Genomic DNA, 14,315 nt, shown 5'->3' on the forward strand with positions numbered 1-14,315 from the left:
GCGACATCGTCGCTGCGCGCGCTTCGCAACAGCGCGCGCGTGCAACGAACGACCTTGTCGACGTCGCGCGACGTCGCGCGACGTCAGCCGGCCGACGCCACCCGGACGTCGAAGTACGCGCCGGCGGCGATGTCCTCGAGGAGCCCCGGACCGGTCGGCTGCCAGTCGAGCAGTTCGCGCGTCGCCTCGGACGTGGCGGACATGTCCATGCCGAAGAACGACGCCATGAACCCGAAGTGCGCTGGCGCGTCGGCAGGGTCGATCGAGGTGACGGGGAGCCCGAGGCCCTCACCGATGGCCTCGGCGATGGCCCGGGTGGGGATGCCGGTCTCCGCCACGGCGTGCATCCGTGTGCCCGCCGGTGCCTGCTCGAGGCCGAGCCGCACGAGCCGCGCGGCGTCCGTGACGTGCACGGCGGACCAGCTGTTGGTGCCCTCGCCGATGTACGCGGAAACCCCATGCTGCCGGGCGGTGGCGACGATGTACGCGACGAAGCCGTGGTCCCCCGTGCCGTGCGTGGTCGGGCTGAAGCGTGCTGCGACGGCGCGGACGCCCTGCTCGACGAAGTCGAAGCCGCGGTTCTCGCCGCCACCGCGCGGAGCGTCGGGACCGACGAACGGGTTGGGGTCGGCCTCGGTGGCCGGACGCCCGGAGGCGAGCCCGGCGACCCCGGCGGCGAACACGAACGGACGATCACTGCCGGCGAGCGCACCGCCGATCGTCTCGATCGATGCGCGTTCGGCGGCGTTGGACACCGCCGGGTTCGCGAAGTCGTGCTTGTTGGCGAGGTGCAGGACGCCCTCGGACTCCGCGGCACCACGGTGGATCACGTCCAGGTCGTCGAGGTCGCCGCGGAGCACCTCGACGCCCTTCGCCGCGAGTGCCGCGGCCGAGGCGTCGGAGCGAGCGAGCCCCGTGACGACGTGACCGGCGGTGAGCAGGTCGTCGACGGTGTGTGAGCCGATCCAGCCGGAGGCTCCGGTGACGAACACGTGCATGAGCGTTCCCTTCCGCAGTGTCCACAACCTGATGTCATGAACTGACATCACCGTACACTCGATGTCAGTTACTGTCATCAGTAGACTGCGGGGATGGTTCGTTGGCAACCCGGCACCCGCGCGCGTCTCCAGGCGGTCGCCCTGCAGCTGTTCGCCGAGCAGGGGTACGACCGCACGACGGTGGCCGAGATCGCGGCGGCGGCTGAGGTCACCGAGCGCACCTTCTTCCGGCACTTCGCCGACAAGCCCGAGGTGCTGTTCGCGGGACAGGACGGATTCCTCGCCATGTTCGTCGACCCGATCACCGCCGCTCCTGAGGGCACCGCGCCGTTCGACCTCATCCGCCTCGCACTGGACGCCAGCGCCGACTTCTTCCCCGAGGAGCGTCGGGCATGGTCCCGTGCCCGCCAGCAGATCATCGACGCGAACGCGGCCCTCGGGGAGCGGGAACTCGGCAAGCTCGCCACCCTGAAGGCCCGCCTCGGCGAGGTCCTGCGTGAGCGAGGGGTGCCGGAGCCGGTCGCGACGATGGCCGCCGAGGCCGCGGTCACCGTGTTCCACCTGTCGTTCGCCCAGTGGATCGCACCCGGCGAGGACCGCCCGTTCGCCGCGATCGCGCACGAGCGACTCGATGCGCTGACGAGCCTGGTGCGCCCCGCTCGTTGAGACTCCTCTTACCCGCGAGGAGGACCCTGGTCGGCGACACACAACCGAGCAGCGCGGGGAGGGACCATGGCGACGACCACGCTGACCCACGCGCCGACGCAGGCGCAGCCACAGCACCGCACCGCACGGCCACCCCGGCGCACTCCGGCGCACTCCGGAGCAGGCACGCAGCAGGCTCCGCCACCCCCGCTGACGCACCGCGCACCCGCGCTCGACGGACTCCGGACCCTCGCCATCCTGATCGTCGTCCTGTACCACCTGCACGTGCCGCAGTTCGAGGGCGGCTTCATCGGCGTGACGGTGTTCTTCGTGCTGTCAGGCTTCCTCATCACGACGCTGCTGCTCGGCGAACGGCGTCGCACCGGTCGGGTGCGCCTCGGCTCGTTCTGGGTGAAGCGGCTGCTCCGCCTGTACCCGGCACTGCTCGCGTTCGTCGTCGTCGGGCTCCTGCTCTGGAACTGGGTCGGTGACTACAAGGGCGCTTCGCTGCAGTCCGGCGAAGCGGCGTTCATCGCGCTGACCTACACGGGCAACCTGTTTCGCGCCTTCTGGGACACCTCGCAAGGCGTCTTCGCGCACACGTGGAGCCTGTCGATGGAGGAGCAGTTCTACCTGGTCTGGCCGCCGGTGCTGGTCCTGCTCGCCGCACTCCGGGCCCGCCGTCGCTGGCTCCTGGCGGGGCTCGGGGTCCTGGTCGTCGGAGCGTCGGCGTCGTCGTGGGCGAGCTACCGCAGCCCGAGCGGCGGTGCCACGCCCGACGTCTACTTCTCGCCCGTGCTCGGGGTCGTGCCGCTGGCGATCGGCTGCGGGCTGGCCCTGCTGCTCGACGACGAACGGGTGCGCGTGCGGGCCGCCGGGGTCCTCGGGCACGTGGCGACCTGGCTCGGTCTCGTGCTGCTGGTCGGGGTGCTCCTCTGGATCGACGACGACTGGACGCAGCACGCGTCGACGTTCGGCATCGTGCTCCCGCTGACCGGGCTGATCGCGGCGGTGGCGATCGGCGGGCTGGTCTCGGTCCGCTCCCCCGTGTCCGCCGCCCTGGCCTGGACGCCGGTGTCGTGGTTCGGCCGCCGGGTGTCGTACTCGGCGTACCTCTGGCACCCGCTGGTGATCGCGCTGCTCGGGACCTTCGCGATCGGCCCGTGGGGCACGGTCAGCCTGGTCGGCGCGGTGGTGATCGTGTCGATCGGAGCCGCGTACGCCGTCGAGGTGCCCGTCGAGCGGTTCCGCGCACGGGTCCGAGCGGGTCGCGATGCCGCAGCGCCCGCGGTCCCGCCCGCGCTCGCGCAGCGCATCGGGTGAGCAGAAGGTGTCGAGTACGGCCCGCTGACCCGACGCCTTCTGCTCACTGAACGCCGCGGCGATCGGTCACCGTAGGCTCACTCCGTGCCCATCGAACGCGTCGACGTCCTCGTCGGCGGCGGCGGCCCCGTCGGGCTGTTCCTGGCGGCACTCCTGGCGGCGCGGGGCGTCGACGTCCGGGTGTGGGAACGACGGGCCGAGCCGCCGACCGGTTCGCGGGCCATCGGCATCCACCCGCCATCCCTCGACGCGTTCGCCGCGATCGGCCTGGACACCGCGGTGCTCGCCGAGGCGTCACTGGTGCATGCCGGCGTGGCCCGCAGCCGTGGCCGGACCCTGGGCACCCTGCGCTTCGACCGTGCGTCGCCGACCCACCCGTACGTGGCCACCCTCGACCAGCACCGCACCGAGTCCCTGCTCCGCGACCGGCTCCGGGCCAGCGCACCGAGCGCCCTGCGGACCGGCACCACCCTGACGGCGCTGTCCCGGCACCCCGACCACGTCGACGCCACCGGGACCGGACCGGACGGCGACACCGTGACGGTCCGTGCGGCCTTCGTCGTCGGGGCCGACGGTGCCCGGAGCGCCGTCCGCGACCTGCTCGGCATCGGCACGTCCGGGCGCGAGTACCCCGACCGCTACGTGATGGGCGACTTCGCCGACCCCGAGGCACCGTCGGCCCGGTCGGCCGCGCTGGTCGACGTGGGCCCGGACGGCGTCGTCGAGTCCTTCCCACTGCCGGGTGCGCGTCGCCGGTACGTCGCCCTGGTGCCGGACGACGACGCGTTCGCCTCGGCCGAGGGCAGCTGGACGGGCACGCCGGACCCCGCGGTCGTCGCACGCCTGGCCGCACTCGTCGCCGAGCGCACCGGTGTCGTCCCCGACCCCGCGACCTGCTCGATGACCAGCGGCTTCCGGGTGCGCCGCCGCACCGCCGACCGCGTGGGCGTCGGCCGAGCCGTGCTCGTCGGGGATGCCGCCCACGAGATCAGTCCGATCGGCGGGCAGGGCATGAACCTGGGGTGGCTCGACGCCGCCGAGCTCGCGCCGTTGCTCGCCGGAGCGGTCCGCACCGGCACGGCCGGGCCGTGGCCGGGCTACGCCGCCCGCCGCCAGGCAGCCGCCCGCCGCGCGGCTCGGCAGGCCGAGGCGAACATGGCACTGGGCCGTCCGCTCGGCCCCGTCACGGCGACCGGCCGGGAGGCGCTGCTCCGGACCGCCCTGTCCCTGCCGACCGCGCACGGCCTGGCCCGGCTCTACGCGATGCGCTGGGCCTGACGGCTCGCGTCCAGGCGCACCGGCGCACCGGCGCAGTCGCGCAGTCGCGCAGTCGCGCAGTCGCGCAGTCGCGCAGTCTGTTCCGCGTCGTCAGGCGACGAGTCGCGCGCCCGCGAAGCCGAGCTCGACGACGAGCACGAGGGACGACGCGATGACCAGCCGGAACAGGGTGCGTGACGCCCGCCCCGCGAGCACCAACCGGACGCCGACGACGGCGAGCACGGCCACCACGACGGCACCGAGGACCGCGAGCACGACCCCGAGCCCCTGCACGGGGTCGTCGCCGAGCACCTGTCCGCCGAGCACCAGCGCTGCAGCGACGACGAGCGAGGCGAACGCGACGATCCCCGCGCCGCGGAGCCCGAGCCGGTGTGGGAAGCCCCGCACCCCGGTGGCGGCGTCGTCGACCAGGTCGGGCAGCACGTTGGTGCAGTGGATGGCGATCCCGAAGACGGCCCCCGTGGCGATCGCCCACCACGCCGGCCACTGTCCCTCGGGCCCGGCCGCGACGGACACGACGGGCAGCAGCCCGAAGGCGACGACGAACGGCGCCACCGACCACACCGAACGCTTCAGCCCGGCGTCGTACGCCCACCCGGCGGCGACCAGCACGAGGTGCGCGACCGCGGCGACCGGCCCGAGGAACAGCGAGAGCACCACGGCGATCCCGGCCGTGACGTAGGCGGCGGTGCGGACGGTGCCGACGGCGATGAGGCCGCGGGCGACGGGCTTGTCGCTCCGCCCGACGGCCCGGTCGCGGTCCGCGTCGATCCAGTCGTTCGCGAGCCCGATGGACAGCTGCCCGGCGACGACCGTCAGCGCCACCAGCACCACGAGCCACACGGAGTGCCCCACGGCGGCGGCGATCACCGCGGCGAGGACGGTCACGGTGACCGTGGGTCCGGGGTGGGACGACGCGAACAGCAGACGCGCGGTCGACGGGGTGCGGCTGGCGGTCACCCGGTCAGCGTACGGATCGCCCCTGCGCGGTCGTGGGGCGGATCACGGAACCGCCGTCACCTCGACGCTGAACCGGTCGACGAGTTCGCGCTTGAGCACCTTGCCGCTCGGGCCGAGGGGCAGCGCGTCGAGGACGTGCACCACCCGCGGGTACTTGTACGCGGCGATCTCGGCGGCGACGAAGTCGACCAGGACCTGCGGCTCGACGGACGCGCCGGCGTGCAGGACCACCGCGGCCTCGACCTCCTGCCCGTGCACGGCGTGCGGCACGCCGAACACCGCGGCCATCGCGACGTCGGGGTGGGTGGCGAGGACCTCCTCGACCTGCCGCGGGTACACGTTGTAGCCGTTGCGGATGATCATGTCCTTCGTGCGGTCGACGATCGTCAGGTACCCGTCGTCGTCCTTCGTGCCCAGGTCACCGGTGCGGAACCACCCGTCGACGATGGCCTCGGCGGTGTCCTCGGGCCGGTCGAGGTACCCGTTCATCAGGTTGTGCCCGCGGATGACGAGCTCGCCGATCTCGCCGTGCGGCAGCATGACGATCGCGTCGCGGACCTCGGGGTCGGCGATCTCGACGTCGATGCCCCACACCGCGGTGCCGATGGTGCCGGGCCGCGGCGGTTGCCCGACGTGGTTGAAGGTGGCGACCGGCGAGGTCTCGGTCAGCCCGTACCCCTCGTGGATCGGCGCGTCGAAGACCTGCTGGAACCGCTCGAGCACCGCCAGCGGGAGCGAGGCCCCGCCGGAGATCGCGTACCGGAGCGTCGGACGGGCTTCGGACCGGGTCGCGGCGTCGAGCAGCGCCATGTACATCGTCGGGACGCCCATGAAGATGCCGCAGCCGTGCTCGACCATCGCGGCGAGCGCCGTGTCACCGTCGAACTTCGGCAGCATGACGAGCGTCGCGCCGGTCCGGAACCCGGTGTTCATCGTGCAGGTCTGCCCGAACGTGTGGAACAGCGGCAGGGCGCCGAGCAGGACGTCCCCGCGGTGCATGTCGAACGTCGTCATCAGGTTCGTGTTGACCTGTTCGAGCAGCGCGAAGTGCGAGCCCTCGGCACCCTTGGGCTGGCCGGTGGTGCCGCTCGTGTACAGGATCGTGGCGGTGTCGAACGGGTGCCGCGGCACGTAGGTGTCGAGCGGTTCGCTCTGCGCGGCCAGGGCCTCGAGTCGGTCGGGGCCGGCCGCGGACCCGTCGTCGGTCGTCGCCGGTGCGAGCACGGTGACGACGTCGACCCCGGCGAGCTCGGCACCGGCGGCACCCTCACCGAGCAGCGGGGCAGCACAGACGAGCAGCGTCGCGCCGCTGTCGCGCAGGACGTACTCGATCTCGCGGCGCTTCAGCAGCGCGTGCACGGGCACGGCCACCGCGCCGAGGGCCAGCGTGGCGTAGTACACGCGGGGGAAGTCCGCGACGTTCGGCACGAGCATCGCCACCTTCGACCCCTCGGTCACGCCCCGCGCGCGGAGTGCCCCGGCGTAGGCCAGGGTCTGCGCCCACAGCTCGGCGTAGGTCGTGCGGACGTCGCCCACGATGACGGCGACGTCGTCCGGGTAGCGTGCCGCCGACTCGGCGAGGATCGCTGCGACCGACGCGGTCGCGCGGGTGGTGTGGGTGTCGTGCATGCCGGTCTCCGTCTTCGTCGACGACCTCGTCGTCGTCACCGCCGATCCTACGGCTCGACCCGGCGGACCGGTCAGGCGGCGGACGCCGCGGGTTCCCGCCGACGGAGGAGCACCCCGGACGCCAGGGCGATCCCGAGCAGGACGACGAGTCCGCCGACGGGCTCGTTCCACCGCACCCGCTCCCCCAGCACGAGCACACCGAGCGCCACCCCGACCACCGGCGTCAGGTACGTGACGGTGGAGGCGCGACCGGCGCCCCACGCCTGCACGAGCCGGGTGTTCCAGGCGTAGGCCAGCCCCGTGCCGACGCAACCGAGTGCGATCATCGCGGCCACGATCCTCCCGTCCAGCTGCACCGGACCGGTCGCGATGACGGGCGCGACCAGCAGGAGCATCCCGGAGGCCAGCGTCAGCTGGACCGTCGCCAGCGTGACCGGGTCGTACGCGCTCGCCACGGCGACCCGGCGCAGGTAGGCGAGCCCGATGCCGTAGGACGCGGTCATGCCGAGCAGCGCGACCTGCCCCGGCACGCTCGCCAGGACCTCCGGGTCGGTCAGCACGTCCCACGGGCCGACCAGCACGAGCACCCCGACGATGCCGAGCACGATCCCGAGCACCTGCCGTCCGCGCAGCCGTTCGGACGGCACGAGCACCGCGAGTGCGGCCAGCGTCATGATCGGCGTCGTCGCGTTGTAGATGCTCGCGAGCCCGGACGGCACCGTCTGCTCGGCCCACGCCATCAGCGACGACGGCACCGCGTTGAGGAACACCGCGACGACCGCCAGGTGCGCCCAGGTCCGCGGCTCCCGGGGCCACCGGCGACGGGTCGCCAGGAGCACCACGACCAGCGTGACCCCACCGAGCACGGTCCGCACGGTGGCGACCTGCTGCGGGGCGAGACCGTCGAGTCCGATCTTCGCGAAGAGGAAGCTCGATCCCCAGGTCAGTGCGACGAGGGCGTAGAGGAGGGCGTTCACGTGGCCTAGTGTCGGACCACCGGGTGACATGCGGCAAACGCATGTCACTCATGCCGCCATGAGGAGGACGCATGACCGTCTCGGTCCAGCAACTGCGCGCGTTCGTCGCCACGCTCGACGCCGGGTCCTTCACCGCAGCGGCCGCCGCGCTGGGCGTCGGGCAGTCCGCGGTGTCCCACGCCGTCGCCGGGCTCGAACGCGAGGTCGGCGGCCCCGTGGTGCGCCGCGGCACGGTCGCCGCCGCCACACCGCTGGGCGACCGCCTGCTGGCCCACGCCCGCAGCGTGCTCGCCTCGGTCGAAGCCCTGGAGGCGGTGGTCCGGCCCGCCACGGCGCGCGGCACCGTGCGCCTCGCGGCCGTCCCCACCGTCTGCCAGGGCCTGTTGCCACGGCTCCGCGAGCTGTGGGCGGTGACCCTGCCGGACGTCGACGTGCAGGTCTACGAGGGGGACGACGACGAGATGCCGGAGTGGCTCGAGGCCGGCACCGTCGACGCCGCCGTGCTCGTCGACCCCTCGCCGGTGCCCGACGGCGGCGTGGTCGTGGCGCGGGACGAGATGGCCGCCGTGATCCGCCGCGACCACCCCCTCGCCGAGCTGCCCGCGCTCACCCTCGACGACCTGCACGAGGACGGTCTGGTGGCGGGCGGCGGTGGCTGCGAGTACCAGATCCAGAAGCTCCACGAACTCGACGGCCGGCCGTTCCGGTACGCCCACCGGGTGCGGGAGATGAGCACGATGTTCGGGATGATCCAGCGGGGCGAGGGTGTGTCGATCGTGCCGACCCTGGGCCGCGGGATGCTGCCGCCCGACCTCGTGATGATCCCGATGGCCCGGCGGCTCGAACGGACCCTGGTGCTGAGCGGGCCGTCGTCCCGTGCATGGCACCCGTTGGCACGAGCCCTGGTGGACGCGGTCTGAGACGGGGGCTCCTCCGACCTCCGACCTCCGACCTCCGACCTTCGGCGGATCCGCTCGTCGACCCGGCTCCCTAGGCTCGGAGCATGACCTCGACCGCGCTCCCCGCCGTGCCGCTCGGGCAGCGTGTGTGGTCCCAGACCTGGCGTGTCGCCGTCGCGGCCCTGACCGGGCTGCTCACCGCGGGGCTCGTGTGGCCTACGATGGACACCCGTGGGTGGAGCGACCTGCACGTCGGCGCACTGATCCTCGGCGACGTGGGTGCCGGTCTGGCCGCCCTCGTCCTCCTGCCGTTCCGGCACCGGGCACCGCTGGTGATCACCGTCGTCATCGGTGCCCTCAGCTCGGTGTCGACGTTGGCGGTCGGGGCGGCCGCGATCGCCACGGTGTCGCTCGCCACCCGGCGCCGGGCCGTCGAGCTCGCCGTCGCCGGTGCGGTGCTGCTCGGTGCCACGGTGCTCTACGACGTCGTCCTGGCGCCCCCGGCCGACGACATGCCGCTCTGGCAGATCTTGATCGCGGGCGTCGTCGGCATCGCCTTGCTCGTGGTCATCGGCATCGCGATCGGGCAGCGCCGGGCGCTCCTGCTGTCCCTGCGCGAGCGCGCGGCTCTGCTCGAACGCGACCAGCAGCTGCGCGAGGACCGTGCCCGCGAGCAGGAGCGCGCCCACATCGCCCGCGAGATGCACGACGTCCTGGGCCACCGGCTGTCCCTGGTCGCGCTGCACGCCGGTGCCCTCGAGTACCGCGGCCCGGGGCTCACCCCCGACGAGACCGCCGCGGCGGCCGGGGTCGTGCGGGCCGAGGCGCACTCCGCGCTCACCGACCTGCGCGACGTCCTCGGGGTGTTGCGCGACCCCGCGGCGACCGGCGGCGACGAGGTGACCGGCACCGCGCCTCCGCAGCCGACGCTCGTCGACCTGCCCGCCCTGCTCGACCAGGCACGTGCCGGCGGTGCGACCGTCCGGGCGCGCGTCGACACCGACGGCGCAGCAGTGCCGACGGCAGTCGGCCGGCACGCCTACCGGATCGTGCAGGAATCGCTGACGAACGCCCGTCGGCACGCCCCCGGACAACCCGTCGACGTGGTGGTCGAGACCGTCCCCGGTCCCGGGGTCCGGGTGGTGGTGTCGAACACGCTGACCGACGGACCTGCGCACGCGGACGCGTCCGGGAAGACCGCCGGGCACGGCCTGCGCGGGCTCGCCGAACGCGCCCGGCTCGTCGGCGGGAGCTTCCGCGCCGGCAGCGACGACGGACGCGTGCACGTGGTCGAGGCGGTGCTGCCGTGGACTCCGTGACCGCTCCCGTCCGCGTCGTCCTGGTCGACGACGACCAGCTCGTGCGCGTCGGGCTCCGCATGCTGCTCAGCGGCGACGACGGCCTGGTGGTCGTGGGCGAGGCGGGCGACGGGTTCGAGGCCGAGGGCGTCATCGCGTCGACCGCGCCCGACGTCGTGCTCATGGACATCCGGATGCCCCGGTGCGACGGACTCGTCGCCACCGAACGCGAACTGCGCCGCCGACCCGACCTGGCCGTCCTGGTGCTGACGACCTTCGAGGGGGACGACCTCGTGCTCGGAGCGTTGCAGGCCGGCGCCCGTGGGTTCCTGCTCAAGGACACCCCGCCGCACGAACTCGTGCAGGCCGTGCGGACCGTGGCGGCCGGGCGCTCGATCCTGTCCCCGTCCGTGCTCGACCGGGTCATCGCGTTCGCGGCCGGACCCCGCTCGGGCCAGGCGGCCGGTGGTCCGGGCGGCGCACCGGCCGGGCCACCGGTCGATGCCGCTGCGGACGACACCGAGGCACGCCGGCTGCTCGCCCTGCTGACCGAGCGGGAGCGGGAGGTCGCACTCGCCGTGGCGAACGGGGCGTCCAACGCGCAGATCGCCGCCGACCTGTACGTGGGCCTGGCCACCGTGAAGACGCACGTCGGGCACGTGTACGAGAAGTTCGGCGTCGAGAACCGGGTGCAGCTGGCACTCGTGGTGCACGCGGCCCGGCGGGGAGAGCCGAGCGCGTGACCGGGCGCCGGGCGACCGGATCGCCGGGTCGCCGGGTCGCCGGGTCGCCGGGTGATCGTCGGCTGAACGGTCGACGGTGCCCCCTCGGCAGGATGGACCGATGGCCGAGACGCACGTGAAGACGTTCACCACCGCGGACGAAGCGGCAGCCGAAGCCGCCGGACTCGCCTGGCTCGCCGAGGCCGAGGACACCGGCGGCACCCGCATCGCCCGCGTGCTGGGGCGTCCGGGCCCGACCGTGCTCGACCTCGAGCTGATCTCCGACGGTTCCCCCACCGCGGCCCAGGCGGAGCGGTTCGGCCGCTCCCTCGCGCACACGCACGCGGCCGGTGCCGACCACTGGGGTGCACCGCCCGCTGGCTGGACCCGCGGTGCGGCGCTGCGGATGGGCCGCTCGCGCACGCCGTTCGTCACGGCCGAGCAGGCACCGGCGACCTGGGGCGAGTTCTTCGCCGAGTACCGGATCCGCGACTTCGTCCGCCGCATCGTCGACGCCGGTGGGTTCGACCACGCCGAGGCCGCCGTGTTCGAGCGGGTCGCCGCACGCGTGCAGGACGGCACGCTCGGGTCGCCCCAGCCCGCGCTCGTCGGGGACCGACCCGCTCGCCTGCACGGTGACCTGTGGGCCGGCAACGTCCTCTGGCCGACGGACTCGTCCGAACCGACCGGCGCCGTGCTCATCGACCCCATCGCCCACGGCGGGCACGCGGAGACCGACCTGGCACTGCTCGGGCTGTTCGGGCTCCCCCGGCTCGAGACGGTGCTCGCCGCCTACGACCGGGAGTCACGGCTGGCCGACGGCTGGCAGGAGCGCGTCGAGCTCCACCAGCTCGCGCCGCTGCTGCTGCACGTGTTCCTGTTCGGCGGCTCGTACTCCGGGGCCGCACTCCGAGCAGCGCAGCGGTACGCCTGACCCCTCGCACCGTGCGGCTTCGCTCAACCCGTGCGAGGTTGCCCGCCCCGGTGCCGGCGCCGCACCGTGCGGCCTCGCTCAGCCCGTGCGGGGTTGCCCGCCCCGGTGCCGGCGCCGCACCGTGCTGCCTCGCTCAACCCGTGCGGGGTTGCCCGCCCCGTGCAGCGCTACAACCGCGCACCGAGCAGGCGACCCCGCACGGACCGAACGACAGCGCACCGTGCGCCGCGCCGCCGCCCGCCGCGCCTCCGCCCGCCGGCCAACCGCGCACCGTGCTGCCTCGCTCAACCCGTGCGGGGTTGCCCGCACCGTGCAGCGCTACAACCGCGCACCGAGCAGGCGACCCCGCACGGACCGAACAACAGCGCACCGTGCGCCGCGCCGCCGCCCGCCGGCCAACCGCGCACCGTGCGTCCTTAGCCCGCGCATAGCCGGCGCAGTGCAGCAGTCGGGGAACGCCCCGGATGCTCATCGACATGACCACGTACCCGATACCCGTGACCGACCGACGCGACCCCGCGCGCAGTGCCGCGCGGGATCGGCGCCGCCCACCCCTCGCCCGGCTGTTCCTCGGCGAGCGCGAGGACGCCCGCTGGCTCCGGCCGGCGTTCTGGGCGCTCCTGGCCGTGACCGCCGTGGTGTACCTGTGGGACCTCAGCGTCTCCGGGTACGCCAACAGCTTCTACGCCGCCGCCGTGCAGGCCGGCACGAAGTCGTGGGAGGCGTTCTTCTTCGGCTCCCTCGACTCGTCGAACTTCATCACGGTCGACAAACCACCCGCCTCACTGTGGGTGATGGTGCTGTCGGCCCGGCTGTTCGGCTTCTCGAGCACCAGCCTGCTGCTCCCCCAGGCGCTGATGGCCGTCGGTTCCGTCGCCCTGGTCTGGGGCACGGTCCGCCGCACCCTGGCCCGACTCGGTGCCACCACCGCGAACGTCGGCGCGCTGCTCGCGGGCTTCGTCGTGGCAGCGACCCCGGCGGCGGCGCTGATGTTCCGCTTCGACAACCCGGACGCCCTGCTCGTCCTGCTGATGACCGCCGGGGCGTACTGCACGGTGCGGGCGCTGCCGAAGGGCAGCTGGAAGTGGATCGCGCTCGCCGGGGTCGCCCTCGGGTTCGCGTTCCTGACGAAGATGCTGCAGGGCCTGCTCGTCCTGCCCGCCTTCGGCCTCGTCTACCTGTTCGCCGCCCGCACCGGCTGGGGCCGACGGGTGATCGGTCTGCTCGTCGCCGCCGGTTCCCTCGTGGTGGCCGCGGGCTGGTGGGTCGTCGCAGTGTGGCTCTGGCCCGCCGAGTCCCGCCCCTACATCGGCGGCTCGACGAACAACACCGTGCTCGACCTGGTGTTCGGCTACAACGGCCTCGGCCGGATCTTCGGAGGCTCGGGCAACGGCGGCGGAGGCGGCGGCACGACCGGCGGCACCGCCGGAGGCTCGTTCGGCGGCTCGACGGGCCTGAACCGCCTGTTCTCGTCCGAGATGGGGCTCGAGATCTCGTGGCTCCTGCCCGCGGCGCTCATCGCCCTGGTCGTCGGGCTGGTCGTCGTCGGCCGTCGGCACCTGGCCGATCCCGCACGCGCCGGACTGGTCCTGTGGGGCGGCTGGCTCCTGGTCACCGGCCTCGTGTTCTCGTACATGTCCGGCACGATCCACCCGTACTACACGGTCGCCCTCGCCCCGGCCATCGCCGGACTCGTCGGCACCGGTGGCGCCCTGCTCTGGCACGCACGAGCCCGGTTCGTCGGCCGCCTCGGCCTCGCTGCGATGATCGGCGTGACCGCGTTCTGGGGCTGGTGCCTCCTCAACGAGAACCCGACCTGGCTGCCGTGGCTGCGTTGGGTGATGCTCGCCGGTGGGCTGCTGTCCGCGGCACTGATCGTCATCGGCAGCGTGCCGTCGCTGCGCCGGCTCGTCACGGTCGGCGTCCTCGCCGGCACCCTGTTCGGCCTGTCCGGCACCACCGCCTACGCCCTCGCCACGACGACCGTCGCGCACTCCGGTTCGATCCCGAGCGTCGGTCCGGCGGGCAGCAGCTCCGGTGGGATGGGCGGCGGCACCGGTGGCTTCCCGGGAGGCACGGGCGGACCGGGTGGGTCGACCTCCGGCTCCGACGACGGCGGCTCCGACAGCACGTCCGACTCCCAGCAGGGTCCCGGCGGGACCCCGCCGGAGGGCGCCTCCGGCGAGGCGCCGGAGATGCCGGACGGCACGTCCGGCACGGCACCGGGCAGTGGGCAGGACGGCACGGACGACGCGACCTCCGAGGGTGGGTCGGGGACGAGCCTCCAGGCCGGGGGTGGTGGCGAGGGTGCGTCGACCTCGTCCGCCCTGCAGGAGCTGCTCGAGGCATCCGACGCGAAGTGGGCGGCCGCGGTCAACGGATCGCAGTCGGCCGCGCAGCTCGAACTCGACACCGACACCGCCGTGATGGCGATCGGCGGCTGGTCGAGCGACCCGGCACCGACGCTCGCGCAGTTCAAGGCGTACGTCGCCGACGGCGACATCGGGTACTACGTGTCGTCCGGCTCCGGCGGCGGCATGGGCGGCGGCTCGTCGACCGCGTCGGCGATCCAGGAGTGGGTCGCAGCGAACTACGAGTCGACGACCGTCGGCGGCCAGACCGTCTACGACCTGAGCAGCACGGAGTGACCGG

Annotated in this window: 12 protein-coding genes; 8 read left to right on the forward strand and 4 right to left on the reverse strand. The window is 73.6% G+C overall.

The genetic code is table 11. The features are described 5' to 3' along the window. Positions 1-83: 83 nt before the first annotated feature. Positions 84-998, reverse strand: coding sequence for an SDR family oxidoreductase (locus tag DEJ01_RS12005; protein ID WP_111093095.1), 915 nt, complete (start codon positions 996-998; stop codon positions 84-86). A gap of 93 nt (positions 999-1,091) precedes the next feature. Here DEJ01_RS12005 and DEJ01_RS12010 point away from each other — a divergent pair, with 93 nt between their 5' ends. The 3 genes from DEJ01_RS12010 (at position 1,092) to DEJ01_RS12020 (ending at position 4,244) form a co-directional block, all read left to right on the forward strand. Continuing rightward, complete coding sequence (locus DEJ01_RS12010) at positions 1,092-1,664, forward strand: TetR/AcrR family transcriptional regulator (protein ID WP_111093096.1); 573 nt, start codon at positions 1,092-1,094, stop codon at positions 1,662-1,664. A 66-nt stretch (positions 1,665-1,730) separates the two neighbouring features. Beyond that, a complete protein-coding gene (locus tag DEJ01_RS12015) occupies positions 1,731-2,966 on the forward strand; it encodes an acyltransferase (RefSeq protein WP_111093097.1) in 1,236 nt (411 codons plus the stop codon). A gap of 84 nt (positions 2,967-3,050) precedes the next feature. Further along, complete coding sequence (locus DEJ01_RS12020; RefSeq protein WP_258375704.1) at positions 3,051-4,244, forward strand: NAD(P)/FAD-dependent oxidoreductase; 1,194 nt, start codon at positions 3,051-3,053, stop codon at positions 4,242-4,244. A 90-nt stretch (positions 4,245-4,334) separates the two neighbouring features. On the opposite strand, the gene DEJ01_RS12025 is transcribed toward DEJ01_RS12020, so the two are convergent. The 3 genes from DEJ01_RS12025 to DEJ01_RS12035 form a co-directional block, all read right to left on the reverse strand. Further along, entirely contained in the window at positions 4,335-5,204 is an 870-nt protein-coding gene (locus tag DEJ01_RS12025; protein ID WP_111093098.1) for a UbiA family prenyltransferase, read from the reverse strand. 42 nt (positions 5,205-5,246) lie between these two features. Beyond that, a complete protein-coding gene (locus DEJ01_RS12030) occupies positions 5,247-6,833 on the reverse strand; it encodes a long-chain fatty acid--CoA ligase (RefSeq protein WP_111093122.1) in 1,587 nt (528 codons plus the stop codon). A gap of 71 nt (positions 6,834-6,904) precedes the next feature. Next, positions 6,905-7,810 carry a DMT family transporter gene (locus tag DEJ01_RS12035; protein ID WP_083404362.1) on the reverse strand — a complete coding sequence of 302 codons (906 nt, stop codon included), beginning with the start codon at positions 7,808-7,810 and terminating at the stop codon, positions 6,905-6,907. A gap of 71 nt (positions 7,811-7,881) precedes the next feature. Here DEJ01_RS12035 and DEJ01_RS12040 point away from each other — a divergent pair, with 71 nt between their 5' ends. The 5 genes from DEJ01_RS12040 (at position 7,882) to DEJ01_RS12060 (ending at position 14,311) form a co-directional block, all read left to right on the forward strand. After that, positions 7,882-8,730 carry a LysR family transcriptional regulator gene (locus DEJ01_RS12040; protein WP_071406548.1) on the forward strand — a complete coding sequence of 283 codons (849 nt, stop codon included), beginning with the start codon at positions 7,882-7,884 and terminating at the stop codon, positions 8,728-8,730. Positions 8,731-8,813: 83 nt separating this feature from the next. Further along, positions 8,814-10,028 carry a sensor histidine kinase gene (locus DEJ01_RS12045; RefSeq protein ID WP_111093099.1) on the forward strand — a complete coding sequence of 405 codons (1,215 nt, stop codon included), beginning with the start codon at positions 8,814-8,816 and terminating at the stop codon, positions 10,026-10,028. Further along, complete coding sequence (locus DEJ01_RS12050; protein WP_111093100.1) at positions 10,016-10,750, forward strand: response regulator transcription factor; 735 nt, start codon at positions 10,016-10,018, stop codon at positions 10,748-10,750. Before DEJ01_RS12045 ends, DEJ01_RS12050 begins: the two co-directional genes overlap by 13 nt. A gap of 100 nt (positions 10,751-10,850) precedes the next feature. After that, positions 10,851-11,663 carry a fructosamine kinase family protein gene (locus DEJ01_RS12055; RefSeq protein ID WP_111093101.1) on the forward strand — a complete coding sequence of 271 codons (813 nt, stop codon included), beginning with the start codon at positions 10,851-10,853 and terminating at the stop codon, positions 11,661-11,663. Positions 11,664-12,139: 476 nt separating this feature from the next. Further along, the gene (locus tag DEJ01_RS12060) at positions 12,140-14,311 is read left to right on the forward strand and encodes a glycosyltransferase family 39 protein (RefSeq protein WP_258375705.1); all 2,172 of its coding nucleotides are present in this window, start codon (positions 12,140-12,142) and stop codon (positions 14,309-14,311) included. Positions 14,312-14,315 lie beyond the last annotated feature (4 nt).

It is taken from the genome of Curtobacterium sp. MCLR17_040, assembly GCF_003234735.1.
Lineage (GTDB): Bacteria > Actinomycetota > Actinomycetes > Actinomycetales > Microbacteriaceae > Curtobacterium > Curtobacterium flaccumfaciens.

Excerpts from the sequence above, each read along its gene's own strand:
- DEJ01_RS12005 (WP_111093095.1), bottom strand. The coding sequence starts at position 998 with ATGCACGTGTTCGTCACCGGAGCCTCCGGCTGGATCGGCTCACACACC.
- DEJ01_RS12010 (WP_111093096.1), top strand. The coding sequence starts at position 1,092 with ATGGTTCGTTGGCAACCCGGCACCCGCGCGCGTCTCCAGGCGGTCGCC.
- DEJ01_RS12015 (WP_111093097.1), top strand. The coding sequence starts at position 1,731 with ATGGCGACGACCACGCTGACCCACGCGCCGACGCAGGCGCAGCCACAG.
- DEJ01_RS12030 (WP_111093122.1), bottom strand. The coding sequence starts at position 6,833 with ATGCACGACACCCACACCACCCGCGCGACCGCGTCGGTCGCAGCGATC.
- DEJ01_RS12040 (WP_071406548.1), top strand. The coding sequence starts at position 7,882 with ATGACCGTCTCGGTCCAGCAACTGCGCGCGTTCGTCGCCACGCTCGAC.
- DEJ01_RS12045 (WP_111093099.1), top strand. The coding sequence starts at position 8,814 with ATGACCTCGACCGCGCTCCCCGCCGTGCCGCTCGGGCAGCGTGTGTGG.
- DEJ01_RS12055 (WP_111093101.1), top strand. The coding sequence starts at position 10,851 with ATGGCCGAGACGCACGTGAAGACGTTCACCACCGCGGACGAAGCGGCA.
- DEJ01_RS12060 (WP_258375705.1), top strand. The coding sequence starts at position 12,140 with ATGACCACGTACCCGATACCCGTGACCGACCGACGCGACCCCGCGCGC.